This window comes from Actinoplanes octamycinicus, assembly GCF_014205225.1.
Taxonomy (GTDB): Bacteria; Actinomycetota; Actinomycetes; order Mycobacteriales; family Micromonosporaceae; genus Actinoplanes; species Actinoplanes octamycinicus.
Window position 1 is genome coordinate 5274812 of the sequence record NZ_JACHNB010000001.1, and the last position, 24872, is coordinate 5299683.

General features: G+C 72.3%; 24 protein-coding genes and 1 pseudogene. 14 read left to right on the forward strand and 11 right to left on the reverse strand.

The window, feature by feature from the left end:
• The first annotated feature begins 26 nt into the window (after positions 1 to 26).
• Positions 27 to 1067: an LLM class flavin-dependent oxidoreductase gene (locus BJY16_RS23065; protein WP_185041658.1), complete on the forward strand. Its 1041-nt coding sequence runs from the start codon at positions 27 to 29 to the stop codon at positions 1065 to 1067.
• Here BJY16_RS23065 and BJY16_RS23070 read toward each other — a convergent pair.
• The 4 genes from BJY16_RS23070 to mmsA all read right to left on the reverse strand — a co-directional run bounded on the left by BJY16_RS23070 (position 1057) and on the right by mmsA (position 6910).
• Positions 1057 to 2670, reverse strand: a complete 1614-nt coding sequence (locus tag BJY16_RS23070) for a methyl-accepting chemotaxis protein (protein WP_185041659.1) — start codon at positions 2668 to 2670, stop codon at positions 1057 to 1059. The two genes, BJY16_RS23065 and BJY16_RS23070, sit on opposite strands and share 11 nt — an antisense overlap.
• A 284-nt stretch (positions 2671 to 2954) precedes the next feature.
• The gene (locus tag BJY16_RS23075; RefSeq protein WP_185041660.1) at positions 2955 to 4061 is read right to left on the reverse strand and encodes a substrate-binding domain-containing protein; all 1107 of its coding nucleotides are present in this window, start codon (positions 4059 to 4061) and stop codon (positions 2955 to 2957) included.
• 15 nt (positions 4062 to 4076) lie between these two features.
• Positions 4077 to 5366 (reverse strand): multiple monosaccharide ABC transporter permease, encoded by a 1290-nt coding sequence (gene mmsB / locus BJY16_RS23080; protein WP_185041661.1) that lies wholly within the window; start codon positions 5364 to 5366, stop codon positions 4077 to 4079.
• Positions 5363 to 6910, reverse strand: a complete 1548-nt coding sequence (mmsA, locus tag BJY16_RS23085; RefSeq protein WP_185041662.1) for a multiple monosaccharide ABC transporter ATP-binding protein — start codon at positions 6908 to 6910, stop codon at positions 5363 to 5365. Before mmsA ends, mmsB begins: the two co-directional genes overlap by 4 nt.
• Before the next feature lie 159 nt (positions 6911 to 7069).
• Between mmsA and BJY16_RS23090 the strand changes: the two genes are divergently transcribed.
• Complete coding sequence (locus BJY16_RS23090) at positions 7070 to 8245, forward strand: ROK family transcriptional regulator (protein ID WP_185041663.1); 1176 nt, start codon at positions 7070 to 7072, stop codon at positions 8243 to 8245.
• Between the two features lie 44 nt (positions 8246 to 8289).
• Positions 8290 to 9873 (forward strand): sensor histidine kinase, encoded by a 1584-nt coding sequence (locus BJY16_RS23095; protein WP_185041664.1) that lies wholly within the window; start codon positions 8290 to 8292, stop codon positions 9871 to 9873.
• Here the strand turns inward: BJY16_RS23095 and BJY16_RS23100 are convergent.
• Positions 9857 to 10225, reverse strand: coding sequence for a response regulator (locus BJY16_RS23100; RefSeq protein WP_185041665.1), 369 nt, complete (start codon positions 10223 to 10225; stop codon positions 9857 to 9859). The two genes, BJY16_RS23095 and BJY16_RS23100, sit on opposite strands and share 17 nt — an antisense overlap.
• 164 nt (positions 10226 to 10389) lie before the next feature.
• On the opposite strand from BJY16_RS23100, the gene BJY16_RS23105 reads away from it, so the two are divergent.
• From BJY16_RS23105 to BJY16_RS23115, 3 genes are read left to right on the forward strand one after another with little or no spacing between them, the layout of a single operon-like run.
• A complete protein-coding gene (locus BJY16_RS23105; protein WP_185041666.1) occupies positions 10390 to 11067 on the forward strand; it encodes a neutral zinc metallopeptidase in 678 nt (225 codons plus the stop codon).
• Positions 11067 to 11558 (forward strand): hypothetical protein, encoded by a 492-nt coding sequence (locus BJY16_RS23110; protein ID WP_185041667.1) that lies wholly within the window; start codon positions 11067 to 11069, stop codon positions 11556 to 11558. Before BJY16_RS23105 ends, BJY16_RS23110 begins: the two co-directional genes overlap by 1 nt.
• Entirely contained in the window at positions 11555 to 13999 is a 2445-nt protein-coding gene (locus BJY16_RS23115; RefSeq protein WP_185041668.1) for a hypothetical protein, read from the forward strand. The genes BJY16_RS23110 and BJY16_RS23115 overlap by 4 nt, the downstream gene beginning before the upstream one ends.
• A 4-nt stretch (positions 14000 to 14003) precedes the next feature.
• Here the strand turns inward: BJY16_RS23115 and BJY16_RS47345 are convergent, their stop codons facing one another.
• Positions 14004 to 14135, reverse strand: a complete 132-nt coding sequence (locus BJY16_RS47345) for a hypothetical protein (RefSeq protein ID WP_260418302.1) — start codon at positions 14133 to 14135, stop codon at positions 14004 to 14006.
• Here BJY16_RS47345 and BJY16_RS23120 point away from each other — a divergent pair.
• From BJY16_RS23120 to BJY16_RS23135, 4 genes are all read left to right on the forward strand, one after another.
• Positions 14134 to 14343, forward strand: coding sequence for a hypothetical protein (locus BJY16_RS23120; RefSeq protein ID WP_185041669.1), 210 nt, complete (start codon positions 14134 to 14136; stop codon positions 14341 to 14343). The two genes, BJY16_RS47345 and BJY16_RS23120, sit on opposite strands and share 2 nt — an antisense overlap.
• A gap of 71 nt (positions 14344 to 14414) precedes the next feature.
• On the forward strand, positions 14415 to 14828 hold the full coding sequence (locus tag BJY16_RS23125; protein WP_185041670.1) for a hypothetical protein: 414 nt from the start codon (positions 14415 to 14417) through the stop codon (positions 14826 to 14828).
• Positions 14825 to 15682 (forward strand): DUF4352 domain-containing protein, encoded by an 858-nt coding sequence (locus BJY16_RS23130; RefSeq protein ID WP_185041671.1) that lies wholly within the window; start codon positions 14825 to 14827, stop codon positions 15680 to 15682. Before BJY16_RS23125 ends, BJY16_RS23130 begins: the two co-directional genes overlap by 4 nt.
• A gap of 65 nt (positions 15683 to 15747) precedes the next feature.
• Entirely contained in the window at positions 15748 to 16209 is a 462-nt protein-coding gene (locus BJY16_RS23135; RefSeq protein WP_203758848.1) for a GNAT family N-acetyltransferase, read from the forward strand.
• A gap of 399 nt (positions 16210 to 16608) precedes the next feature.
• On the opposite strand, the gene BJY16_RS23140 is transcribed toward BJY16_RS23135, so the two are convergent.
• From BJY16_RS23140 to BJY16_RS23155, 4 genes are all read right to left on the reverse strand, one after another.
• Complete coding sequence (locus BJY16_RS23140) at positions 16609 to 17280, reverse strand: SprT-like domain-containing protein (RefSeq protein ID WP_185041673.1); 672 nt, start codon at positions 17278 to 17280, stop codon at positions 16609 to 16611.
• Between the two features lie 63 nt (positions 17281 to 17343).
• On the reverse strand, positions 17344 to 19362 hold the full coding sequence (locus tag BJY16_RS23145; protein ID WP_185041674.1) for a xanthine dehydrogenase family protein molybdopterin-binding subunit: 2019 nt from the start codon (positions 19360 to 19362) through the stop codon (positions 17344 to 17346).
• Positions 19359 to 20333 carry an FAD binding domain-containing protein gene (locus BJY16_RS23150; protein WP_185041675.1) on the reverse strand — a complete coding sequence of 325 codons (975 nt, stop codon included), beginning with the start codon at positions 20331 to 20333 and terminating at the stop codon, positions 19359 to 19361. Before BJY16_RS23150 ends, BJY16_RS23145 begins: the two co-directional genes overlap by 4 nt.
• Positions 20330 to 20857: a (2Fe-2S)-binding protein gene (locus tag BJY16_RS23155; protein ID WP_185041676.1), complete on the reverse strand. Its 528-nt coding sequence runs from the start codon at positions 20855 to 20857 to the stop codon at positions 20330 to 20332. Before BJY16_RS23155 ends, BJY16_RS23150 begins: the two co-directional genes overlap by 4 nt.
• A gap of 108 nt (positions 20858 to 20965) precedes the next feature.
• On the opposite strand from BJY16_RS23155, the pseudogene BJY16_RS48985 reads away from it, so the two are divergent.
• A pseudogene (locus BJY16_RS48985) lies at positions 20966 to 21396 on the forward strand (DUF6010 family protein).
• 216 nt (positions 21397 to 21612) lie between these two features.
• Here the strand turns inward: BJY16_RS48985 and BJY16_RS23160 are convergent.
• Complete coding sequence (locus BJY16_RS23160; RefSeq protein WP_185041677.1) at positions 21613 to 21771, reverse strand: hypothetical protein; 159 nt, start codon at positions 21769 to 21771, stop codon at positions 21613 to 21615.
• Between the two features lie 47 nt (positions 21772 to 21818).
• Between BJY16_RS23160 and BJY16_RS23165 the strand changes: the two genes are divergently transcribed.
• The 3 genes from BJY16_RS23165 to BJY16_RS23175 all read left to right on the forward strand — a co-directional run bounded on the left by BJY16_RS23165 (position 21819) and on the right by BJY16_RS23175 (position 24815).
• Positions 21819 to 22466 (forward strand): P-loop nucleotide/nucleoside kinase family protein, encoded by a 648-nt coding sequence (locus tag BJY16_RS23165; RefSeq protein WP_185041678.1) that lies wholly within the window; start codon positions 21819 to 21821, stop codon positions 22464 to 22466.
• 272 nt (positions 22467 to 22738) lie between these two features.
• Complete coding sequence (locus BJY16_RS23170; protein ID WP_185041679.1) at positions 22739 to 23365, forward strand: hypothetical protein; 627 nt, start codon at positions 22739 to 22741, stop codon at positions 23363 to 23365.
• A gap of 100 nt (positions 23366 to 23465) precedes the next feature.
• Complete coding sequence (locus BJY16_RS23175) at positions 23466 to 24815, forward strand: NAD(P)/FAD-dependent oxidoreductase (protein WP_185041680.1); 1350 nt, start codon at positions 23466 to 23468, stop codon at positions 24813 to 24815.
• Positions 24816 to 24872: the final 57 nt, after the last annotated feature.

A 24872-nucleotide genomic window follows, 5' to 3' on the forward strand; every position in this document is an offset into this window, starting at 1 on the left:
ATAGGAAATACGCCGGGAGGCCGCTGATGAGTTCCGAATTCCTCTGGTACATCCCCAACCAGGACCGTCCCGGACACCGCGGCGACGACGTGGTCGCCGGGCACAACAGCCTGGACACCCTGACCAGCCACGCGCTCGCCTGCGAGCAGCACGGCTGGGGCGGCGCGCTGATCGGCACCGGCTGGGGCCGCCCGGACACCTTCACCGTGGCCACCACGCTGGCCGCCCGCACCACCACGTTCCAGCCGCTGATCGCGGCCCGCCCGGGTTACTGGCGGCCGGCCCACTTCGCCTCGTCCGCGGCCACCCTGCAGCACCTCACCGGCGGCCGGGTGCTGATCAACATCGTGTCCGGCAAGGACAATCTGGCCGCCTACGGCGACACCGAGGGGGACCAGGCCCATCGGTACGGCCGGACGCGCGAGTTCCTGCGCATCGTGCGCCGGCTCTGGACCGAGGAGAACGTCACCTACCAGGGCGAGCACTTCCAGGTCACCGACGCCACCGTGGTGCCCCGGCTGGCCAAGCCGCCACGGCTGTACTTCGGCGGCGCCTCGCCGGCCGCCGAGCGGGTCGCCGCGGCGGAGGCGGACGTCCAACTGTTCTGGGGCGAGCCGCTGGACGGCGTACGGGAAAGGATCGACCGTCTCCGGCAGCTCAGCCGTGAGCTGGGCCGCGAGCATCCGCCCCTGGAATTCGGCCTGCGGGTGACCACGCTGGTCCGGGACACCACCGAGCAGGCCTGGGCGGACGCCGAGGCGAAGGTCGCCGAGATGGCCCGCACGGTCCAGGCCGACCCGATCCGCAAGGGCGCGGTCGGGCAGCAGCGGCTGCTCGACCTGGCCGAGCGCGGCGAGGTCCTGGACGACAACCTCTACACCGCGCCGGGCCGGTTCGGTGGCGGCGGCGCCGGCACCACCTGGCTGGTCGGCTCGGCGCAGGACGTGGCCAAGTCCCTGCGGAAATACCAGGACCTGGGGATCAGTCACTTCGTGCTGTCCGACACGCCCTACCTCCCGGAGATCAGAAGGCAGGGCGATCAGCTGCTGCCGCTGCTCAGAGCCTGAAGCCGGCGACCAGTTCGCGCAGCTCGCTGCTGGTCCGGGCCAGGTTGGCCGCGTTCTGCTGTGCCTGGTTGACCACCGCGGTGGTGGTGCCGACCGCGGTCGCCACCCCGGCGATGCTGGTGGCGATCGACGTGCTGCTGTCCGCCACCTCGGCCACGTTGCGGCCCATCTCGCTGGTCGTGGCGGTCTGCTCCTCGACGGCCGCCGCGATCAGCGTCTGGAAGTCGCTGATCCGGGAGACCACCTCGCCGATCTGCCCGATCGCGCCGACCGCGTCCGCCGAGTCGGCCTGGATCGCCTGGACCAGCCGGCTGATCTCGTCGGTCGCCTTCGCGGTCTCCTGGGACAGCTCCTTCACCTCGCCGGCCACCACCGCGAAGCCCTTGCCCAGCTCACCGGCGCGGGCCGCCTCGATGGTCGCGTTCAGCGCGAGCAGGTTCGTCTGCTCGGCGATCGCGGTGATCATCGCGACCACCTTGCTGATCTCCGCGGACGACTCGCCCAGCTTGCCGACGGTCTGGTTGGTGCGGTCCACCACGCCGACCGCCTCGCCGGCCACCTTGGCGGCCTCGCCGGCGTTGCGGGCGATCTCGTCGATCGCCTGGGTCATCTCCGAGCTGCCGGCCTGCAGGGTCTGCACGTTGCCGGAGACGTGGTCGGCCGAGCCGGCCACGGCGGTGGCCTGGGAGTCCATCTCGGCGCTCGCCGCGGCGATCCGCGCGGACACCTCGGACAGCTCGCCGGAGGCGGTGGAGACGGTGCCGGCGTGCCCGGCGATCGCCGACATCGTCGCGCTGAGCGACTCGGCGGTCCGGTTCACCGCCGCACCGAGGCGGCCCAGCTCGTCCTTGCGGTCCAGCTCGACGCGCACGGTCAGATCCCGCTCGGCGAGTCGCTTGAGCGCCTCGACCACCCGGGCCAGCGGGCCGGTCACCGATCGGGTCACCCAGATGCCCATCAGCACCGCCAGCACCACCGCCAGGGCCAGTGCGATGGCGAGCATGCGCAGCGCGGCGTCGCGGATCCGCTGCACCTCCGCGCGCAGCGCGTCGGCCCGGGCGTTGACCGATTCGTCCAGGGCCGCGGTCACATCCAGGACTTTTCCGTACGCGGCCCCGGCGTCCCCGCCGTTGATGCTGTCCATGGCCTTCTTCCGGCCGGCCTGGTCGTCGGTCGACAGCCACTCCATGACCTTGTCGTCCCAGACGAAGAAGCCGTCCCAGGCCGGCTTGAGCTTGGCGAACTCGGCCCGCTCCGCCTCGGTCATGTCCCCGGTGTGGGTGGTCCGGAGCCCGTCGTAGGTGGCGTCCTTCGCCTTCAGCTCACCCTGCCGGTTGTAGCCGTCCGGTCCGACGGCGAACGCGTAGCCGTACGCGCCCGCGTCCCCGACCACCAGAGCCTGCCAGCCGGTCACGTCCGCGGCGTTGAACTTGGCGGCCTGGATGTCGTCGCGCAGCCGCTCCAGCGCGGCCAGATCCTGCTCGGCGCCGACCTGCTGCCGCATGCCCCACCAGCCCACCCCTGCGGAGGTGACGATGAGGGCGGTCAGGACAAGATAGGACGCGCCGAGGCGTTTGCCGACGCTGACGTCACCGATGCGCATGAACCTCTCCCGGACTGTGGTACCAGTCAGTCGGCAGGAAACGCCCCGGGCTGAGCTTCCGGCCTGTGATCCACCCCCCCAGCCTTCCCGCACGGTCCGCCGCGCTTCCGCTCCGCCATCTCCGGTACGCCGGGAGCCTGGTCCCGCCAAGCCGCTCCGCACGGCCGCCTCCCCCCGAGGCCACCCCGCGCCTCGGATGTCCGGCTGGTTCTGAGAGGTGCTTCCACGAGCCCGAGACACCTCTCAGAACCAGCCGAGGCCGGGGCAGCCCCGCGAGGAACCGGCTACTTGGTGAGCGGCGCCAGCTTCGGGTCGTCGGCGTAAGCCTCGGCGGCGTTGGCCTTGGTGACGATGACCGGCGGGAGCAGGTAGGCCGGGACGACCTTGACCCCGTTGTTGTACGACTGGGTGTCGTTGACCTGCGGACTGTTGCCGGCCTGCAGGCTCTTGACCATGGTGACCGTCTCAGCGACCAGCTTGCGGGTGTCCTTGTTGATCGTCGAGTACTGCTCACCGGCCATGATCGACTTGACCGACTCGACCTCGGAGTCCTGGCCGGTGACCACCGGGATCGGCTTGCCGGCGCCCTTGACCGAGGTGATGATCGCGCGGGCCAGGGTGTCGTTCGGCGACAGCACCCCGTCCAGTGTCTTGCCGCTGTTGTAGGTGCTGTTCAGCAGCGAGTCCATCCGGCTCTGCGCGTTCTCCGCCTTCCAGCCCTGGGTCGCGGTCTGCTTGATCTCCGTCTGGCCGGAGCCGACCACCACGTCACCCTTGTCGATGGCCGGTTTGAGCACGTCCATCGCGCCGTTGAAGAAGACGCCGGAGTTGTTGTCGTCGGGCGAGCCGGAGAACAGCTCGATGGTGTAGGGCCCCTTCGGCTTCTTGGCCTTCATGCCGTCCAGCAGCGCCTGGCCCTGCAGCTGGCCGACCTTGAAGTTGTCGAAGGCGATGTAGTAGTCCACGTCCGGCGTCTGGGTGATCAGCCGGTCGTAGGCGATCACCGTGGCGCCGGCCTGCTTGGCCGCGGCGACCTGGGTGGCGAGCTGGGCGGCGTCGGTCGCGCCGATCACGATCACCTTGGCGCCGTTGGTGACCATCGCGGTGATCTGGTTCTGCTGGTCGGCGACCGTGGTGGAGGCGCCGGCGTACTGCACGTCGGACTTGAAGCCGGCCTCCTTGAGGCCGTTGGTGAACAGATCGCCGGCGAGCACCCAGTTCTCCGACGTCTTCGAGGGCAGAGCGACCCCGATCAGGGAGTCGGCGGGGAAACCCTTGGCCGCGGTGCCGCTGTCGCCGCTGCTGGACTTGTCACGTTCGGTGGAGCAGGCGGTCAGCGCGAGCAGAGCGGTGGCGCTGACAGCCAGACTTTTGATCAGGAAGGTGCGCACGTGGATCCAACCCTTCTATATCCGGGCCTTCTCCCGATCGGCTGAGGCGGGCTTCTCGGGCGACGCCGAGGGACCGGGACGGAACTGGCGCATCAGGGATCCGATGATCGAGAAACGACCCTGCTTCTTGTTGTAGACATCCAGGGCGACGGCGCCGAGCAGGAACAGACCCTTGATGATCTGGACCATGTCGGTGCCGGTGCCGGTCAGCTGCAGACCGTTGGTGAGCACGGCCATCACCAGACCGCCGACGATGGCGCCGCCGATCGTGCCGAGGCCGCCGGCGACGGCCGCGCCTCCGATGAACACCGCGGCGATCGCGTCCAGCTCCCAGTTGAGGCCGTCCTGCGGCCCGGAGGCGGTGGACCGGGCCACGAAGATCATCCCGGCCAGCGCGGCGAGCACGCCCATGTTCATCATCACCAGGAAGTTGACCCGGCGGAGTTGCACGCCGGACAGCTCGGCGGCCCGGGAGTTGCCGCCGACCGCGTAGATGTGCCGGCCGCCCGAGGTGTTGCGGGTGTAGAACGAGTACGCGAGCACCAGGACGGCCAGGATGATGCCGGAGACCGGGAAGCTGGTGCCGACCCGGCCGCCGGCGAACCGCAGCGTGGCGAAGATGATCACGCCGATCATCACCGCCATCCGGATCACCGAGATCCACAGTGGTGTCGGCCGGGCGCCCTCCATCTTCTTGCGGACCTGCCGGGCGCGCAGCTCCCGCCAGACCACCGCGACGCAGGCGAGCAGCCCGAGCAGCAGGGTGAGGTTGTTGTACCCGGTGTCCGGCCCGACCTCGGGCAGGTAACCGGCGCCGATGGTGCGGAAGCCGGGCGGCACCGGGACCGTGTCGGCGTTGCCGATGTACTGGTTGCCGCCGCGGAACAGCAGCATGCCGGCGAGCGTGACGATGAAGGCCGGGATGCCGACGTACGCGACGAAGAAGCCCTGCCAGGCGCCGATCGCCGCGCCGACCAGCAGGCCGAGCAGGATCCCGGCCGGCCAGGGCAGGTCGTGCTCGGCCATCGCCTTGGCCACCACGATGCCGGTGAACGCGGCCACCGAGCCGACCGACAGGTCGATGTGCCCGGCGACGATCACCATCAGCATGCCGACCGACAGCACCGAGATGTAGGCGTACTGCTGGGTCAGCGCGATCAGGTTGCCCGAGGTGAGGATGATCCCGTCGGTCCGGATCTGGAAGTACAGGATCACCGCGATCAGCGTGAAGATCATGCCGAACTGGCGGGCGTTCGAGGTGGTGCCCCCGAACAGGTTCTTCTGCAGCTCTTTCATCCGACTCATGGGGTGGCCAGCCTCTTCGTGGAGGTCATCTGCTTCATGAGCAGTTCCGGGTCGGCGTCGCGGCCCGGCAGTTCGCCGGTGATGGCGCCTTCGAAGACCGTGTAGATCCGGTCGCAGAGCCCGATCAGCTCGGGCAGCTCGGAGGAGATCAGCACGACGCCGCGGCCCTCCGAGGCGAGCCGCTGGATGATGCCGTAGATCTCGTACTTGGCGCCGACGTCGATGCCGCGCGTCGGCTCGTCGAGGATCAGCAGGTCCGGGTCGGTGAACATCCACTTGGCCAGGACCACCTTCTGCTGGTTGCCGCCGGAGAGCTTGCTGACCCCCTCGTCGACGCTCGGCGTCTTGATCCGCAGATTCCTCCGGTACGCCTCCGCCTCGTGATATTCCGCCGCCTCGTCGATCACCCCGTTGCGGGTGATCTTCGACAGCTTGGCGGCGACCACCGAGGTCTTCACGTCGTCGAGCAGGTTCAGGCCGACCGCCTTGCGGTCCTCGCTGACGTACGCCAGGCCGTGCCCGATCGCCTCGGCCACCGAGCGCAGCTGGATCTGCCGGCCGTCCTTGAACACCCGCCCGCCCAGCCAGACCCCGTACGACCGGCCGAACAGGCTCATCGCCAGCTCGGTGCGCCCGGCGCCCATCAGCCCGGCGAACCCGACGATCTCCCCGCGCCGCACGGTGAAGCTGGAGTTCTTGCAGACCAGCCGCTCGGTCGAGATCGGGTGCCGGACCGTCCAGTCGCGCACCTCGAAGAACACCTCGCCGATCCGCGGCTCGTGCTCCGGGAACCGGCTGCCCAGATCCCGCCCGACCATGCCGCGCACGATCCGGTCCTCGTCCGCGCCGTCGCGCGCCACATCGATGGTCTCGATCGTCCGGCCGTCGCGCAGAATGGTGATCGAGTCGGCGATCGCCTCGATCTCGTTCAGCTTGTGCGAAATCATGATCGACGTGATGCCGCGTTTCTTGAAAACGCGGAGAAGATCGAGAAGGTGCCGCGAATCGGTCTCGTTCAGCGCCGCGGTCGGCTCGTCCAGGATCAGCAATTGCACGTCCTTGGCGAACGCCTTGGCGATCTCCACGAGTTGCTGTTTACCGACCCCGATGTCCTTGACCAGGGTGTCCGGATCCTCGTTCAGCCCGACCTCGGCCATCAGCCGGAGCGCCTTGCTGTTCGCGGCCTGCCAGTCGATCCGGCCGAACCGGCGCGGCTCGTTGCCGAGGAAGATGTTCTCGGTGATCGACATGCCCGGGACCAGGGCCAGCTCCTGATGGATGATGACGATCCCGGCGTGTTCGCTGGCCCGGATGTCGGCGAACCTGGTCTCCGCGCCGCGATAGACGATCGAGCCCTGGTACGACCCGTGCGGGTGGACGCCGCTGAGCACCTTCATCAGGGTCGACTTGCCGGCCCCGTTCTCCCCGCAGATCGCGTGGATCTCGCCGTCCCGGACGGTCAGGTTCACTTCGGACAGGGCCGTGACACCGGGGAAGGTCTTGGTTATCGACCGCATCTCCAGCAATGGCGGAGCAGCACCCATGCCGCCTCCCAACAGGCGTTACGCAAAGATCAAAGTCAATGGCGTCGGCGTTTCCAGACTGTAAATCTTATTTATTTACTAAGTCAACGGCCCGGTGGCATCATGGTCGGCATCGATCTCGTAACGGGTCACCGAAGCAGACCGGGAGGCGTTTCTCCGGTGCGGCGCACAGGAACCAACCTGCCGAAAGTCGGCCAGTACAACCGGGCCGTCGTGCTCGATCAGATCCAGCTGACCGACGGCATCAGCCGGGTGGAGATCGCCGAGCTGACCGGGCTGACCCCGCAGACGGTGTCCGGCATCGTCCGGCGCCTGATCGGCGAGGGCATCGTCCGGGAGGACGGCGCCGCCGTCTCCAACGGCGGCAAGCCACGCACCAAGCTGCGGGTCAACGCGGCCGCCGGGCTCGCGGTCGGCGTCCACTTCGACCCGTCCGAGTTGTCCTGCGTGGTCGCCGACCTGCTCGGCCGCCCGCTGGCCACCCGGCAGCAGCCGGTCCGGCCGGGCGCCACCCCCGGCGAGGTGGTCGCCGCGGTCACCGGGCTGGTCGACGAGGTGCTCGGCACGGCCGGCGTGGACCGCGGCCGGGTGCTCGGCCTCGGCCTGGCCACCCCGGGCCCGATCGACCAGACCCTCGGCTCGCTGGTCGGGCCGCCGCAGCTGCTCGGCTGGACCCGGGTGCCGATCAAGGACATGCTGGCCGCGGCGACCGGGCTGCCGGTCACCCTGGACAACGACGCCACGGCCGCCGCGATCGGCGAGTGCTGGGCTGGGGCGGGGCGCGGCGTGGCCGATTTTGCCTACTTCTTCTTCGGCGCCGGGGTGGGCGGCGGCCTGATCCTCGGCCACCAGGTCTACCGCGGCGGCTCGATGAACGCCGCCGAGTTCGGCCACCAGTCGGTGCAGCCCGGCGGTCCGGCCTGCTACTGCGGCAACCGCGGCTGCCTGGAGCGTCTGATCAGCCCGAAAGCGCTGGTCGAGGCGACCGGGCTGGCCGACTATGACGCGGTCCGGCGGGCCGCGACGGCCGGCGACCCGCTGGCCGTCGCGGCGGTCGAGGCGGCCGCCGGGCACCTGGCCACCGCGGTGGTGAACGTCGCCAACATCCTGGACATCGACCTGGTGGTCCTCGGCGGGCACGGCCTGCGCCACCTCGAGGACCGATTCCGTACGGCGGTGGCAGAGGCCCTGGCCACCCGGCCGCTGGCCCGCCGGATCCGCGCCGTGCGGGTGGAGGTGTCGCCGCTCGGCGCCGACGCCGCGGTGGTCGGCGCCGCCGCGCTGGTCCTGCACACCACCTACGCCCCACAGGTGTCCGAGCTGCTGTCGCTGTGAGCGATCACGCCCCGCGCCATCGGGGAGCGTGATGTGATCACAGCATGACGTCGCCCGGGCGCCGGATCGCGCACCTGATCTCGGACGGCGTCCCGGACACGGCCGCCGCCAAGTTCGCCGCGGTCGTCGCGGGCGCGGTGCGGGCGCCGACCGTGCTGATCCTGCTGGCCGACGGCGACCGGCTGCGGATCGCCGGCACCGCCGGCGTCCCCGAGCACTGGCCACGCAGCGGCACCGCGCCGGCGCGCTCGACGCTGGCCGGGCTGGTGGTCACCGAGAACCACCCGGTGATCATCACGGACCTCGGCGACGACCCGCGGGTGCCGGTGGCGGCGCCGGCCGTGGACCTCGGGGCGCGCGGCTACGCCGGATTCCCGATCCGCGACCCGGACGGCGGGATCGTCGGGGTGCTCGCGGTGGTCGATCTGCAGCCGCGATCCTGGTCGCTGGAGGAGCTGGCGGTGCTCGACGACGCCGCGCAGGCGTGCGCCGCGTTCGTGGCCGTGCAGTGCGCCCGGGAGGCCGCCGACCGCGAGCACCGTTTCCTGGACGCGCTGCTGCAGAGCCTGCGGGTCGGCGTGGCCGCCTGCGACGCCGACGGGCAGATGATCTTCACGAACGAGGCGATCCGCCGGCTGACCGGGCACCCGGCCACCCCGCAGGGCCAGGCCGACTGGACCCGGCGGACCGCCCTGATCGACGGGCACGGCCGGCCGTTGCACCCGGAGCAGCTGCCGCTGATCCGGGCGCTGCGCGGGGAGACGCTGCGCGACGTGGAGTTCCGCGCCGAGACCCCGGACCAGAGCATCCGTACGGTCAGCGCGGACGCCCAGCCGATCGAGAGTGCCCAGGGCGACTGCCTGGGCGCGGTCGCCTGCATCCGGGACGTCACCGACCAGCGCCGGGCCGAGGAACTGGCCACCGCCCTGGCCCGCTCCAAGGACGAGTACCTCACCCTGGTCGGGCACGAGCTGCGGACCCCGCTCACCTCGATCGCCGCCTACGTCGACCTGCTGCGCGACACCGACCCGGCCACCGTCGCCGACGAGCTGCCCGGGATCCTCGACGTGCTCGGCCGCAACGGCGCCACCCTGCGGCACATCGTCGACGACCTGCTCGACCTGGCCGGCATCGACAACGGGCACACCGATCTGGCCGACGAGGTGGTCGACCTGGCCGCCACGGTGACCGACGCGGTCCGGGCCGCCGAGGCCGACGCGGCCGCGGCCCGGGTCACGCTGGTGCTCGACGTCTGCCCGGACGGGCTGGTCACCGGCGACCCGAAACGGCTGCGCCAGGTGGCCGACCACCTGCTCGCGAACGCGATCAAGCACAGCCCGCCGCACAGCGCGGTCACCGTGTCGCTCACCCACGCCGGCCCGGCCGCGGTCGAGCTGACCGTCACCGACGACGGTCCGGGCATTCCCAGCGACGAGCAGGACCGCGTGTTCGGCCGGTTCTACCGTTCCCGGCAGAGCCGCGAGCAGCGGGTTCCGGGCACCGGGCTGGGCCTGACGCTGAGCCGGGCGATCGTCGAACGCCACCACGGCAGCATCCGCTTCGTGGCCGGCCCGCCGCCCGGCGCGCGGATCACGGTCCGGCTGCCGTCGCTCAGCCGGACGCGGTGACCAGCGCCCGCACCGACTCGACCAGGCCCTGCGGGGTGAACGGCTTGGTGATCACCGCGGTCGCCTGCGCCCGCGCCGGCCGGTCGTCGCCCGGCATCAGGCTGCCGCTCACGAAGAGCACCGGCAGGTCCCGGGTGGCCGCGTCCGCGCGGATCTCCCGGCACAGGTCGACGCCGGACATCACCGGCATGTCGATGTCGCTGACCACCGCGGCCGGCGTCTGCTCCCGCACCGCCCGCAGCGCCTCGGCACCGTCGGCGGCCTCGACCACCGTGTAGCCGGCCCGGCGCAGCACCCGCGCCATGATCATGCGGATGTCGTCATGATCGTCGGCGACCACGAGAGTTGTCATGTCAGATCGTTCCTAGCGCGTAGATCGCTTGACCATTCCACGCCGGAGCCGGTTCAAACCCCGCCGCCAAGTCGGCATCCCGTCAACGCGCACCACCGGCACCACCGGCCTCACTAGGCTGTCGGCACGGGGAAAATAAGTCCCTTCCCGATCCAGGTGACGCCATGCCGGCGACAACCCGATCACTGCCGATCGCCACGGCGATCGTGCTCGCTTGCTGCTCCTGCGCGGCCCCGGCGCCGGTGCTGCCGAGGACCACGGCACCACAGCCGTCCGGTGCCGGGCCGGCCGCCGCGGCCCGCGCCGGCTTCGACCGGCGGGTCGCCGGGGCGATGACCCGCGCCGACCGGTTCTGGGCCGGGTACTTCGCCGCGCGCGGCCTGCGCTACCAGCCGGTGCGCGGCCACCGCGGCTACGACGCGACGCACCCCGTCGACTGCGGGTCGGCGCCGCTGCGCCGCACCGACGCGATCTACTGCCCGGCCGAGGACGTCGTCGCCTTCGACATTCCCTGGCTGCGCGAACTCGACGCGACCGCCGGCGGCGACGCGGTCGCCCTCGTGATCGCGCACGAGGTCGGGCACGCCGTGCAGGCGCGGCTCGGCCTCGGCGGCGGCCCGCCGGTCCGGCGCGAGCTGCAGGCCGACTGCCTGGCCGGCGCCTCCACCGCCGCGGTCGCCGGCGCGGACCGGGCCTTCGCCGGCCTGGCGGCCACCGCCGATCCCGCCGACCAGTGGTGGATGCCCGACTTCCACGGCACCGCCGCCGAGCGGGTCGCCACCTTCCGGGCCGGGTTCCTGGGCGGCGTCCCGGCCTGCGATCCGTACCAGGGGGGTACCTGATGACATCCGGACAACCCGGCGTCCTGGCCCTGTCCGAACTCGTCCTGGGCCAGCTCAGCCCGGCCGAGGTGCCGCTGGTCCAGGCGGTCGGCCCGCGCCTGCTGTCGGCCCGCCGGCGGTGGTGGCAGCGACGTCCCCGGGACGGCGCGCTGGGCATCGGGGTGGACGAGTTCGCCTGGACCGTCGCCGTGCTGCCGGTCGCCAACCACGTCGTCACCTGGCTCTTCGACCAGGCGAAGGAGTTCGCCGGCGAGGAGCTCGGCAAGGGCGCGCGCCGGGCTCTCGACTGGCTGAGCGGCCGCGACGCCGGCGCCGCGGCCGATCACGCGGAGTCCGCCCCGCACCTGCCGGTTCGCCAGGCCATCGAGCTGTGGTGGGTGACCTACCGCAACGGCCTCGCCGTCGGACTGGACGAGCAGAAGGCGCGGCTGCTGGCCAACGCCACCGCCGGACCGTTCGGGGCGCCCGCCGATCCCGCCGACCCGGGATGAATCTCAAGGCCCTGCCGCACGAGACGACGCTGCGCTTCGTCCTGCTGATCGCCGTCGCCTTCGCGCTCGCCCTGGACGTGGCCGACCGGCTCTCCTGGCACGTCTTCCTGGCCGCCACGGACCAGGGCCGGGACCAGTGCCGGGCGGCCGGCGTGGTCCTCGCCGAGCTGGACGCCTGCATGATCGAGTTCACCCGGGCCCGGCTGCGGTGGGACCTGGCGGTGGCGCTCGGCGTGCTCGCTCTCGGGGTGGCCGTCGCGCTCGTCGCGTCCGTGGTGCGGCGCCGGGGGCTGGAGCCGGCCCCACCGCAGGTCGTCGCGGCGCTCCAGCAGGCCGGCGGACCGGACCCGCGGCCGCCCCTGCTGAGCAGGTCGGGCGTCGATCGGGTGTCCGCCGCCCGGGCCGACGGCATCCGGCGTCCGTACGTGGAGATCAGCGCGGGCTTCATGGGGTCCGGCCTGGCCCGGCCCCAGGCCGGACTGGCCAAGCTCCGGCACGAGTACGCCCATCACGAGCTGGGCGACGTTGTCCCGACCCGGATCACCCTGTGGTTGCCGTGGGTGCTGGTCGCCATGGTGGGCACGGTCCTGGTCCTGCCGCAGCCGGCGGCCTGGCGCCCGGTGATGCTCGGCACGGTGCCCCGCACCCTGCTGCTCGTGATGCTGATGTTCCTGATCCGGGCGTCCTTCCTGCGGGCCCGGGAGATCGCCGCCGATCACGAGGCCCGCGAGCCGGACCCGGACGATCTGCTGACCGTCCTCCGCTCGGTCCGCACCCCGGACGCGTGGTGGCGGCGGCCGTTCGCGTCGCACCCGGTCTGGTCCTGGCGCGAGCAGGCGCTGCGCGACCCGGCGGCGGCCTGCCGGGTCACCGCCGCCGACGGGCTCCTGCTCGGCCTGGTGACGGCCGCCTGCGGCACGGTCGTCAGCGGGGTGCTGGTCGCCTGGACCGGCTGGCAGCCGGCCGACCCGGCCGCCGCGCCGGTCGTCTGGGGAGTGCTGGGCGGCGCGCTCGGCTACTGGGTCGCCGCGATGATCTTCCGAGTGGTGGCCGCCGCACGTTGCGGCCGGGACGTCTCGCCGGCCGGGTTCGCCCTCGGGCTGGGCGCCGGCGTCGCGGTCGGCGGATTCCTGCTGCTCGGCCAGCCCGGCACCCCGGGCATCTCGTTCGGCGTGCTCACCTGGGCGGCCGCCGCGCTGCTCGGTGCGACGGCCGTCGCGCTGGCCGGCTGGCTCTGGAGCGCGGCCCACTGGTGGCTGGACCTGGACCTCGCCGACCGGGGCGCGGCGTGGACCGAGCGGGGCGTCCAGCTCGTCGGCGTCGTCGCCGGCGGCGCGCTGCTCGGCGCCGCGGCACAGCTGCAGGTGCAGGCCTGGACCGCGGTGGACCGGATCGCGATCTTCCTGGCCGAGCACTCGATCAACGAGCATTCCGGGTACGACCTGCTCGCCGTCCTGGTCGTCGCCGGCCTGCCGCTGTGGTTCCTCAGCCGGCCGCGCCGACCTCTCGGCGGCGTCCCCGGGTGGCTCTCCCGGTCGCCGCGGACCGACGCCGTCCCGGCCGCCCCGGCGATCCGGCCCGGCCTGCGCACCGCGGTGATCGGTGGCCTGGTCGCGACCGGCGCCTACGCTGGGGCGGCGGCCGTCTGGACCCGGTCGATCCCGCGGCCGGAATCCTGGTTCGCCGCGCTGATCGAGGCGCCGACCGTGCTGCTCGCCCCGGCTGGGGTCGTGGCGGTCACCGTCGTGGGCGCCGCGCTGCGGGCCGGCCGGTGCCGGCTCGCGGCGGCCATGGTGCCCGGCTGCCTGGCGGTGGCGGTCGCCACGCTCGGCATCGTCGCCTGGCGCAGCGTGCTCGGCGGCCGCCCGGACTGGCCGGCGATCGAGTACGTCCTGGCGAACCTGGCGGTCGGCGGCCTGCTGGGCGGCCTGGTGCTGGCCGCGGTGGTGCTGCCCGTCGCCCGCTCCGGCCCCGCGCCGGTGCTGCTCGCCCTGCCGGTCCTGGCCGCCGTGGCCGGGGTGGCGCTGGTCGCCGGCGCGGCCCGGCTGTCGCTGTCCCCGGTGTCCGACCTGCATCAGGTCGGCTTCGTCCACCAGGTCGTGAACAGCGCCGCCGCGGACGCGCGCGATCAGTGCCGGGGCGAGCCGGTGACCGCCGACGGCGCCCGTCAGGCGCGGGCCGCGGTCGACCGGCTGCACGAGCGCGACGCCGGCCCGGTCACCGCCGACGTCCGCCGTGCCCACCTGCGCCGGGTGGCGATGTGGCAGGCGTGCGCGGCGGCGATCGAGGCGGCGCTGGCCGAGCGCCGCCCGACGACCACTTCCGACCAACAACGGCAGTTCATCATCGTCGACGGCGGCACCGTCTGGCTCCGGCTGCCGTCGCTCTGCGAGCGGTGGGCCGACCTGAACGCGCCCCGGGTCGCGGTCACCTGCGATTGACCGATCAGGCGCGGATCGCGTGGACCGCCGGGCCCGCGGTGGCCCGGCGGGTGGTGCCGAGCAGGGCCGCTCCGGTCAGCAGGATCGCGATCAGGACCACGGAGGCGTACGCGAGAAGGTCTTGATCGGGCCACATGCGCCGGCTCGCCGGGGTCCTGCGGATGCCGACCATGTCGCTCTACCGGCACGTCGCCGACCGGGACGAGCTGATCCTCCCGATGATGGCCCGGTTCCTGGCCGCCGAGGATCACGAATTCGATCTCGACATCCTCGTCGAGTTCGGCCTGCAGAGGATTCTCGACGGTCTGGAAGGAATGATTTCCGGGCGGCGCGCCGAAATGTGAGTTACGACCTTGGCGGCGCCGGCCATACAATTCGCCGTCACTTTACAATTGATCATTAATCGGAGAGCTTCATGGCTGCCGAATTCGAGATGCTCGCCACCTCCGCCGCCACCACGATCGTCGGGCTGATGGCCACCGACGCCTGGCGGCAGGCCCGCTCGCTGCTCGCCGGCGTGTGGCGCCGGAACCTTCCGGACCAGGCCGGACGCCTGGAACAGGACCTGGACGGCGCGGACCGGATCGTCGCGGTGGCCCGGCAGGGCGGCGCCGACGCGGTCGAGGACGCGGTCCGGACCGACTGGCGCCGGCGGATCACCGATTTCCTCGCCGAGAACCCGGACGCCCGCGACGATCTCCGGGAGGCATTGCGGCAGATGCCCGAGCCGCCCCGCCAGGAATCGAACAGAACCACGTTCATGTATTCCCGGGTGCAGGACTTCGGCCGCAATTATCAAACGGCCGGCAACATGGAGATCCACGAGTGAGCTGGTTCGGGATGCGGGCCTCGTCGCGCGGGCACGGCCGGACCTACATGGCCGGCGGCGACATCTCGTTCTCCGGCACCCACCACCACCGGCACGAGCACCACCGCGACGAGGGACCGTTCCAGGCGTTCTTCGTCGGCGCCGGACCCGGGCGGATCCTGATCGCGGCCGGCATGCTGATCGCCGCGGCCGGGTTCACCGGCTGGGCCTCGATCATCTTCGGCGAGCGGTCCGGCAGCAGCTTCCTCGGCGCCACGCTGCCGTCCGGGGTGCCGGTCGGGGTGGTCTACTTCCTCGGCTTCGGCCTCGGCGGCGTGCTGGTCGCGGTCGGGTCGTCGATGGCCAAGGCGGCGTTGCACGGCGGCAGCCGGATCGCCCACTACGTGATCACCGCGGTGCTGCTCGGCGGCAGCGCGGGCGGGCTGAACCTGGCCCTGGCCGGGGCGCCGCTGTCCACCCTCACCCCGAGTTTCGGTCCGCGCGACGCCGGCCCGGTCGAGGTGGTCTCGACGAGCGAGCGCACCGGGCGCAGCGGCGGCCTGATCATGACGGTGACCGGCATCGAGAACGCCGGCGGGACCGGCCGGGTGCACCTGCGGGTGACCAACAACTCCGGGGAGAGCCTCACCCTGCAGGCCGCGCTCTTCCAGCTGTCGGACGCCGAGGGACGGACCTACGCCGGGGACCACTTCGGCTCGGACTGGGAGGCGGACATCGGCGACGGCGCCACCCACACCGGCGTGATCCGGCTGGCGAAGCGGGTCGTGCCCGGCGCCGGGCCGATGCGCGCCGAGTTCACCACGGTGTTCGGGATGAGCGTCCGCTCGATCAAGGTCACCAAGATCCCGGCCTGACGCCGCTGCGCGATATCGATTGACGGGCGTGACAGGGTGAGCGCATGTCGGTCACTGTCAGGGCGATGAGCAGCGCGGATGTGGCGCAGGTGGTGGAGTTCTCGGTGCGGGCCTGGGAGCCGGTGTTCGCGTCGTTCGCGAAGGTGCTCGGGACGGAGATCTACCAGCGGGTCTACCCCGACTGGCGGGAGTCGCAGGCCCGCGACGTGGCTCGCACCTGCACCGAACACCTGGCCACCACCTGGGTCGCGGACGTGGCCGGCGCGCCGGTCGGCTTCGCCGTGGTGATCTTCGACGAGGAGCGGAGCGCCGCCGAGATCGAGATGCTCGCGGTCGACCCGGACCACCAGCGGCAGGGCATCGCCGGCACGCTGATGGAGTTCACCTTCGCCCGGATGCGCGAGCGCGGCGTCCGGCTCGCCGGCGTCGGCACCGGCGGCGACCCGGGCCACGAGCCGGCCCGGCTCGCCTACGAGAAGGCCGGCTTCACCCCGCTGCCGCTGGTCCACTACTACAAAGCCCTCTGACAGGTGTGACCCGAACCCGCAACCGGTGACCGGCCAGCTGCCGTTCGCGGCGCTGGCCGACGCCGTCGACGCGGCGGGCGTTCACCGTGGCCCCGGCTGCTGCGGACAGGCCCGGTCCGCTTCAGCTCACGGCCGCCATGTCCCGGTACGCGGCGAGCCGCCCGCCGCCCGTCCGCGAGACGCGCTCGCCCCGAGACCGCACGGCGACTGCCGCCCGGTCGGCTGGTCCTGACGGGTGTCTCGGCGCTGCCGAGACACCCGTCAGGACCAGCCGACCGGGCGGAGGGCGCGGGGCGGGCCTGGGGCGGAGGCGGTCTCGCGTGGGGCTTGGCGGGACCTTGCTCGGGGCGTACCGGAAAGGGTGTGGCGGAAGGGGAGCGGGCCGGGCGACGCGGGCGGTCAGGAGGCCGGCTCGACCATGGCGAAGGATGCGTTGAGCAGGCCCTTGCGGGTTTGGACCTGGTAGCGGCTGCGGCCCTGTTTGACGATGGTGCCGACCAGGCCGCCGTACTTGCCGGCGCCCTTGAGGCGGACCCGGGCGCCGACGGTGAGGCCGGGGGCGGGGGAGGCGGCGGTGCGCAGGCGGCCCAGCTCGGCGACATACCCGGGGTGCAGCGGGGCGGGATGGCCGCGGTAGGTCCAGGCGAACAGGGCGGAGCGGTCGAAGGCTCGGGAGCACTGGCGGCAGGAGCGGACCCGGACCGGGCGGCGGTGCGCGGTGGTGCGGTGGCCGGAGCGGCAGACGCCCTCCCAGGCGCCGTCGACCCGGGGCGCGTCCTCCGGGACGCAGCGGCGGCCGGAACACCCGATCCGGACGGCGATCCGCCGCCAGGTCGCGTCGTGGCCGTGACCGGGGCCGGCGAGCGCGTGCGCGATCTCGTGCAGGATCGTCTCGGTGACCTGCTCAACCGAGTAGAGCCTGATCAGCGGGCGGGACAGGCCGATCTCGCGCCGCTCGACCCGGCAGACACCGGCCCGCGTCTTGGCGTCGTCGAAGGTGAGCCGCCACCCGGTGAGCTCGTGCTTGGCCATCAGGCCGGCGGCAAGCTCACGCGCCTCGATCAGATCCAACCGTGCCGCTCCATCATCTCCGCTTCTGCCGGGGAACATGGTATCGCTGCGCGGTGGGGTGGGCTATTCGAGGAGTTTGTCGGGGCGGGCCGGGAGGTGGCGGATGCGGGTGCCGGTGGCGTGCCAGACGGCGTTGAGGATGGCGGCCGGGGAGCCGACGATGCCGATCTCGCCGATGCCGCGGGCGCCGATCGGGTTCAGGTCGTGGTCCGGGGTGTCCAGCCAGGCGGCGTCGATCCACTCGACGTCGGCGTGCGTGGGGATGTGGTACTCGGCCAGGTCGTGGTTGACCCAGGTGCCGACGGCCGGGTCCAGGACCGACTCCTCGTGCAGGGCCATGCCCATTCCCATGATCATCGCGCCGAGGAACTGGGAGCGGGCGGTGCGCGGGTTCAGGATGCGGCCGGCGTCGTACATGCCGAACAGGCGGGAGACCCGGACCTCGCCGGTGACCGCGTCGACGCGTACCTCGGCGAAGTGCGCGCCGCAGGCGTGCCGGTTCTTCTCGTTCTGCTGCTCGACCAGGTCGGTGGTGTCGAAGACGGCCTCGCTCCGCTTGGAGGCGACCAGGTCCCGGCAGGCGCCGGTGACCGCCCAGCCCCAGGAGGCGCTGCCCGAGGAACCGCCGGCCACCGACGCGGCCGGCAGGGTGCTGTCGCCGATCCGGATCCGGATCTGCTCGACCGGCACGCCGAGTTCGTCGGCGGCGATCTGGGCCAGCACGGTGCGCGCCCCGGTGCCCAGGTCGGCCGCGCCGATCGCCACCTCGTAGCCGCCGCCGTCCAGCGCCCGGACCCGCGCGGTGGACGGCATCGCGGTCGCCGGATAGGTCGCGCCGGCCACCCCGGTGCCGATCCACCAGTCGCCCTCGCGGCGCTGCCGGGGCCGCGGATCCCGGCCGGACCAGCCGAACCGGTCGGCGCCGGCGCGCAGGCAGGCGGCGTGGGCCGGGTCGGCGGCCCGGATCCGCAGGTCGAGCGGGTCGGCGTTGAGCTCGGCGGCGAGCTCGTCGAGCGCGCACTCCAGGGCCACCATCCCGGGCGCCTCGCCGGGCGCGCGCATCCAGCGCGGGGTGGGCATGTCCAGCGGGACGACGCGGTGCGCGGTGCGCAGGTTCGGGACCGGGTACATCGAGCGGGTCACCACCGCCGCGGACTCGACGAACTCGTACAGGCGGCTGGTCTGCGTCCACGTCTGGTGATCGATCGCGGTCAGCGTGCCGTCGGTGCCGGCGCCGATCCGGAGCCGCTGGACGGTCGGGGCGCGGTGCCCGACGACGCTGAACATCGCCTGCCGGGGGAGCGCCACCTGGACCGGGCGCTCGATGACCGAGGCGGCCAGGGCGGCCAGCACGGCGTTCGGGCGGGCGGTGCCCTTCGAGCCGAAGCCGCCGCCGACGTGCTCGGTGATCACGTGGACCCGCTCGGCGGTGAGGCCGAAGACCGCGCCGACCGCCTCGGCGATGCCGGACGGGTGCTGGTTGGAGTCGTACAGGACCAGCTCGTCGCCATCCCAGCGGGCGATCGTGGCGTGCGGCTCCATCGGGTTGTTGTGCAGCGCCGGGATCGTGTACGTCACGTCGACGGTGACCGGCGCGGCGGCCAGCGCGGCCTCGACGTCACCCTCGGCGGTGTCGGCCGGGACGTCCGGATTGACCTTCTCCGGCCGGTAGTGATCAGGATGGTCGGTGCGCAGCGCGACGTCGTGGTCCTCGGCGGTGATCTCCAGCTGCAGCACCTGCGCGGCGCGCCGGGCCGCCTCCAGGGTGGTCGCGACGACCAGGGCGAGCGGCTGCCCGCGGTAGGCGATCCGCTCCGACTGCAGCACGGCCAGTTCGGCGTCGTCGGAGCCTCGCAGCCGCGGGGCGTTGCCGTGCCAGAGGACCGCGAGCACGTCCTCGGCGGCCGGGTCGGTGAGGACCGCGTCCAGGCGGCCGCGGGGGACCGGGGACGGGACGATCCAGCCGTACGCTAACTGATCTTGTGGGTATTCGGCCGCGTAGCGGGCCGCGCCGGAGACCTTGGCCGGGCCCTCCAGGCGCGCGACCGGCGTGCCGACGGCGCGCGACAGCATGGACGTCATCGGACATCTCCGCTCAGCGAGGTCAGCACGGCCGCGGTCAGGTTCCGGATCAGGGGGATCTTGTACGCGTTGTCCCGCAACGGCGTGGCGGCCGCCAGCTCGGCCTCCGCGGCGGCCCGGAACCGCTCCTCGGTGGCCGGCTGCCCGCGCAGCGCCGCCTCGGCCACGGTCGCCCGCCACGGCTTCGGCGCGACCGCCCCGAACGCCAGCCGAACGTCGCTGACCAGCCCGTCCTCGACCGACAGGGCGGCCGCGACGGACCCGATCGCGAAGGCGTAGGAGGCCCGGTCGCGGGCTTTCCGGTACGCCGACCGCGCCGCCACCGGCAACGCCGGCAGATCCACCGCGGTGATCAACTCGCCGTGCGCGAGCGTGGTGTCGTGCTCCGGAGTGTCCCCGGGCAGCCGATACAGATCGGTCACCGGGATCGACCGGGCGCCGGTCGGCCCATCGATCTGGATCACCGCGTCGAGCGCCGTCAAGGCGACCGCCATGTCCGACGGGTGGGTCGCCACGCACGCCTCCGAGCCGCCCAGGATCGCCAGGTTGCGGTGATCGCCGTCGCGGGCCGGGCAGCCGGAGCCGGGCCGGTGCTTGTTGCACGGCATCGTGGCGTCCATGAAATATCGGCAGCGGGTGCGCTGCAGCAGGTTGCCGCCGGTGGTGGCCATGTTGCGCAGCTGTCCCGAGGCGCCGGCCAGGAGCGCTTGGCTGAGCACCGGGTAGGCGGCCCGGATCCGGCGATCCGCGGCGAGGTCACTGTTGCGTACGCCGGAACCGACCCGGATCCCGCCGGCCGGCAGCTCGTCGATCCCGTCCAGCGGCAGCTTGTTGACGTCGACCAGCACGTCCGGGGTGGCGATGCCGAGCTTCATCAGGTCGACCAGGTTGGTGCCGCCGGCCAGGAAGACGGCACCCGCCTCAAGGCCGTCGGCGGGGGCGGTGGCGGTGCGGTACTCGAAGGTCTTCATCGGCCGGCCGCCTCCGTCGTCCCCTCGGCGGTCGTCGCGGCGGCCGCTTCCCGGATCGCCGGGATCATGTTCGGGTACGCGCCGCACCGGCACAGGTTGCCGCTCATCCGCTCCCGGATCTCCGCGTCGCTGAGCAGGTCGTCGTCGTTCCTGGTCACCGCGCTCGGCCAGCCCCGGGCCACCTCGGCCAGCATCCCGACCGCCGAGCAGATCTGCCCCGGCGTGCAGTAGCCGCACTGGAAGCCGTCGTGCTCCAGGAACCCCCGCTGCACCGGATGCGGCTCACCCCGGTGCCCGAGCCCCTCGACCGTGGTCACCTCGGCGTCCTGCTGGCTGATCGCCAGGATCAGGCAGCTGTTCACCCGGCGGCCGTCGAGCAGGACCGTGCACGCTCCGCACTGGCCGTGGTCGCAGCCCTTCTTGGTGCCGGTCAGGTGCAGCCGTTCGCGCAGCACGTCGAGCAGCGTGGTGCGCGGATCCAGCCCGACCAGGTGGTGCTGGGCCCCGTTGACGGTGAGACGCATGTCCCGGCGTTACCCGCGCAGCAGCGCCTCAACCGCCTGGCCGGATCCCGTTGATCGAGGGCATTCGAGCCGCTGTCGGCGGCCGTTGCGGCTCCCTGGGTGCGGGGCATGCCGGTTGTCGCCCCGATCCTCGTCGGGATCGTCTTCGTCCTGTTCATGTCGCTGCTCCCGGACCGGCCGCGGCTCGAACTCAACGCGGTGCTGGTCGCCGGGGCGGGCGCGGTCTACTGGACCGGCTGGGCGCCTGGGAGTTCGTCTTCGGGACGGTGCTGGCCTACGTCGCGTATCGCGGGCTGGAGTCGTGGCACTGGCTCGGCGCCGGCAGTCCGGCTGGCTCTCACGGGTGCCTCACGTTGTCCGAGACACCCGTCACGCCCAGCCCATCACCGCAACCTGCGCTCGTGGCCCGGACCGCAGCGCGCCTCGCGGCGGTCCGGCTGGCTCTCACGGGTGCCTCAAGCGCTCCGAGGCACCCGTCACGCCCAGCCCATCACCGCGACCTGCGCTCGTGGCCCGGACCGCGGCGCGCCTCGCGGTAGTTCGGCTGGTTCTCATGGGTGCCTCAAGCGCTCCGAGACACCCGTCACGCCCAGCCCATCACCGTGACCTGCGCTCGTGGCCCGGACCGCAGCGTGCCTCGCGGTAGTTCGGCTGGTTCTCACGGGTGCCTCAAGCGCTCCGAGACACCCGTTATGCCCAGCCCACCACCGCTGTGGTGGTTTGCCGGCGGGCTGTTGGTGCTGCGGGGCCAGCGGTCACTCCGGTGGCGGCATTGACCGGGTGCTCTCCGGGACGATGCGGCTGTCGTCGGACTCAGCGGTGCCGTCCGCCGCGACGTCCGGATGCGCGACCCGCCGATGATCCTCGATCTCGTCGTCGGCGAAGTCCCGATGACACAGGTTGCAGGTGGCCATCCACCCACCCAACCAGATCCCGCCCCGGACCGTGGCACCATGCCGGGATGATGATCATCGAGCGTGCTGTCGTCGTCGCGGTGTGCGGCTCGCCGGGTGCCGGGAAGACGACGACCGCCCGGAAGGCGGCCGCGCGGCTCGGGGTCCCGCTGCTGAGCCGGGACGAGATCGCCGACGGACTCCGGTTGTCCGGTGTCGCCGCCGAGGCGATCCGGGGCCGGGCCGAGACGTTGCTGGTGGAGGCGGCGGTCCGGTTCGCGGCGGCCGGCCTGAGCTTCGTGCTGGACAACTCGGTGCTGTCCCGTTCGCTGGTGGAAGGTCTGCTCGGCGTCGAGGCTCGGGTGCTCGCGGTGCACGTGATCGCCCGGGACGAGGTCATCGGCGCCCGGCTGCGGGAACGGGTGACCGCGGGCCGCGGCGGTCGTGGGGACGTGGCGGGTCCGGGTCTCGCGGGCGGTGAGGGCGAGCCGGGGTCAGGGGATACGGCGGCACCGCGAGGTGGGGTGCCGACCGTGGTCCGGGACGGGGACCGGCGGCTGCTCGCGTTGTTCGAGCAGGGCGAGATGCCGAGGTCGATCTTCGAGCCGCCGGTCGGGCCGCATGCGGTGGTCGAGCTGGACACCTCTGACGGGTCGCCCGCCGTCGAGCCGATCGTGGCGGCGGCGATTGCCTTGCGCGGCAACGGATTGCGTTGAACCTTTTCGGACAGAATCCGTTTCATGAAGTGTCCGGGCGCGTGCGACCCCAGCGCCGCGCCCGGACGTCTGCCCGCGCCTGGTGTGCTCTTCTCGGCTGTCCACACGAGCTACGGCAGCGAGCAGCAGCGCGGCCGGCTGTCTTCCGAGCTTCTGGGCCGAGGCGACGGACAAGCGTGGTGTGGCCGGCCCGCTCGGGCTCCTGACGGCCGGCGATCCGGGCAACACGGAAACGGTTCGGAGAGCTGGGCGGAGGCTGCGATCATCCGGCGATGGAGATCTGGTCCCACGAGGGCAAGCGGTACGAGCTCATCTCGACGTACAGCGGCTCCGATGACGCCTGGTACTACCAGGTTCGAGGGTTGGCTGAGTCATGCAGCGCCGAGCCGAACCTGACCGTCGCGATTCCCGACGCCACTCCGGAGGGGTCGTTCACGCCGATGTCGGCTCAGCACATCGTCTTCTATGCCGACGGCGGTGTCCTGCCCTGGCCGATCCTCGGCAAGCTGATTCACCTGCTCGAATCCAGGGGCGATCTGGTGGAGGAACAGCGCGACCGGTCGAGCGAGGCGATCGCGCTCCCGCTGACGCTCACCAGCTGGTCGCACGACGGCCGGCGGTTCGAGGTCAACCAGTTCCACCACGGTGACGCCGGATCATGGAGCTACGAGCTGTACGAGCTCGACTCCGACACCCCCGGGAACAACTACATCGAGGTCCGGATCCCGGACGCCTCACCGGAGTCCGGCTCGTTCGTCCCGATGCCCGCCGCGCACGTGACGCTGACCATGCACGGACACTGGGCGCTCCCGTGGCCGGTCTTCCGCCGCTTCCTCGACGCCATCCAGGCCGCCGGAGACATCGTCGAGCCCAGCGACGAACCGCCGATCGTGCCCTGAGCAGGCAACCCTGGCGGGCCAGGCCAGGAGCAGCGGTCTCCCGATCTGTGACCTGCGTGACTCGGCGTCACAGAACGGGGGGCTGCGCTGTCCTGTTCACGTGCGAACGATTCTGGTTGTCGGCGGTGGATACGCCGGGTTCTACGCGGCGTGGGGGCTGGAGCGGAAACTCCGGCGCGACGAAGCTCGGGTCATCATGGTCGACCCGCGGCCCTACATGACCTATCAGCCGTTCCTGCCCGAGGTGCTGGCCGGGTCGGTGGAGGCCCGGCACGCCGCGGTCTCGCAGCGACGGCACCTCAAGAAGACCACGATCATTTCCGGTACGGTCGTCCGGATCGACCATGCCGCCCGTGCGGTGACGATCCGCCCCGCGGAGGGTCCCGAGTACCTTCTCGGCTACGACGTGATCGTGGTGACCGCCGGCGCGGTGACCCGGAAGCTGGCCGTTCCCGGCGTGGCCGACCAGGCGATCGGCCTCAAGCACGTGGAGGAGGCGGTCGCCATCCGGGACCGGCTGCTCACCGCGTTCGACCGGGCCGCCACCCTGCCGCCCGGCCCACGCCGCCGGCGGCTGCTCACGGTCACCTTCGTCGGCGGCGGCTTCTCCGGCGTCGAGGGCTTCGGCGAGCTGCTGTCGCTGGCTCACGCGCTGGTCCGGCGCTACCCGGAGCTGGATCCCGCGGAGCTGGGTTTCCACCTGGTGGAGGCCCGGGACCGGATCCTGCCCGAGGTGTCCGACAAGCCGGGCCGGTGGGTGGTCCGCTCGCTGGAGAAGCGCGGCGCGCATGTGCACCTCGGCGCCCAGGTGCGGTCCGCCCGGGACGGGCACGTGGTGCTCTCCACCGGCGCCGAGTTCGACTCGGACCTGATCGTCTGGACCGCCGGCAACGCCGCCAATCCGATGGTGCACAACCACACCGACCTGCCGATCGACGCCCGCGGGATGCTGGTGGTCCGGGCCGATCTGCGGGTCGGGACCGCGGACGCGCCGGTCCCGGACGCCTGGGGCGCCGGTGACGACGCGGCCGTCCCGGACCTCGCGGCCGGCGACGGCCGGGCGACCGTGCCGAACGCGCAGCACGCCGTGCGCCAGGGCAAGCTGCTGGCCCGCAACCTGATCGCCGACCTGCGCGGACGCCGGACCAAGGAGTACTTCCACCGGAGCCTCGGCACGGTCGCGACGCTCGGCCTGGGCCGGGGGATCTTCGAGTGGAAGTTCATCGTGATCAAGGGCTTCCCGGCCTGGCTGATGCACCGCGGCTACCACGTGCTCGCGGTGCCGAGCTGGGAGCGCAAGGTCCGGGTGCTGCTGATCTGGGTGGCCGCGGCGCTGTTCGGCCGGGACATCGTGTCGCTCGCGTCGGTGCAGCATCCGCGCCGGGCCTTCGTCGCCGGCGGCGAGCCGGAGCCGGTCCTGGCCACCGCCGACCGGTCCGGCGAGGGGTGACAGGGTCCGGATCCGGCTCTTACCCGATCCTGACAAAGCCGGCCTAGCGTCGCCGGC

Bases quoted from the DNA above. Each gene is read 5' to 3' on its own strand.
- BJY16_RS23065 (WP_185041658.1), top strand. From the start codon at position 27: ATGAGTTCCGAATTCCTCTGGTACATCCCCAACCAGGACCGTCCCGGA.
- BJY16_RS23070 (WP_185041659.1), bottom strand. From the start codon at position 2,670: ATGCGCATCGGTGACGTCAGCGTCGGCAAACGCCTCGGCGCGTCCTAT.
- mmsB (WP_185041661.1), bottom strand. From the start codon at position 5,366: ATGAGTCGGATGAAAGAGCTGCAGAAGAACCTGTTCGGGGGCACCACC.
- mmsA (WP_185041662.1), bottom strand. From the start codon at position 6,910: ATGGGTGCTGCTCCGCCATTGCTGGAGATGCGGTCGATAACCAAGACC.
- BJY16_RS23095 (WP_185041664.1), top strand. From the start codon at position 8,290: ATGACGTCGCCCGGGCGCCGGATCGCGCACCTGATCTCGGACGGCGTC.
- BJY16_RS23100 (WP_185041665.1), bottom strand. From the start codon at position 10,225: ATGACAACTCTCGTGGTCGCCGACGATCATGACGACATCCGCATGATC.
- BJY16_RS23105 (WP_185041666.1), top strand. From the start codon at position 10,390: ATGCCGGCGACAACCCGATCACTGCCGATCGCCACGGCGATCGTGCTC.
- BJY16_RS23110 (WP_185041667.1), top strand. From the start codon at position 11,067: ATGACATCCGGACAACCCGGCGTCCTGGCCCTGTCCGAACTCGTCCTG.
- BJY16_RS23115 (WP_185041668.1), top strand. From the start codon at position 11,555: ATGAATCTCAAGGCCCTGCCGCACGAGACGACGCTGCGCTTCGTCCTG.
- BJY16_RS23120 (WP_185041669.1), top strand. From the start codon at position 14,134: ATGCGCCGGCTCGCCGGGGTCCTGCGGATGCCGACCATGTCGCTCTAC.
- BJY16_RS47345 (WP_260418302.1), bottom strand. From the start codon at position 14,135: ATGTGGCCCGATCAAGACCTTCTCGCGTACGCCTCCGTGGTCCTGATC.
- BJY16_RS23125 (WP_185041670.1), top strand. From the start codon at position 14,415: ATGGCTGCCGAATTCGAGATGCTCGCCACCTCCGCCGCCACCACGATC.
- BJY16_RS23135 (WP_203758848.1), top strand. From the start codon at position 15,748: ATGAGCAGCGCGGATGTGGCGCAGGTGGTGGAGTTCTCGGTGCGGGCC.
- BJY16_RS23145 (WP_185041674.1), bottom strand. From the start codon at position 19,362: ATGACGTCCATGCTGTCGCGCGCCGTCGGCACGCCGGTCGCGCGCCTG.
- BJY16_RS23150 (WP_185041675.1), bottom strand. From the start codon at position 20,333: ATGAAGACCTTCGAGTACCGCACCGCCACCGCCCCCGCCGACGGCCTT.
- BJY16_RS23155 (WP_185041676.1), bottom strand. From the start codon at position 20,857: ATGCGTCTCACCGTCAACGGGGCCCAGCACCACCTGGTCGGGCTGGAT.
- BJY16_RS23160 (WP_185041677.1), bottom strand. From the start codon at position 21,771: ATGGCCACCTGCAACCTGTGTCATCGGGACTTCGCCGACGACGAGATC.
- BJY16_RS23165 (WP_185041678.1), top strand. From the start codon at position 21,819: ATGATGATCATCGAGCGTGCTGTCGTCGTCGCGGTGTGCGGCTCGCCG.
- BJY16_RS23170 (WP_185041679.1), top strand. From the start codon at position 22,739: ATGGAGATCTGGTCCCACGAGGGCAAGCGGTACGAGCTCATCTCGACG.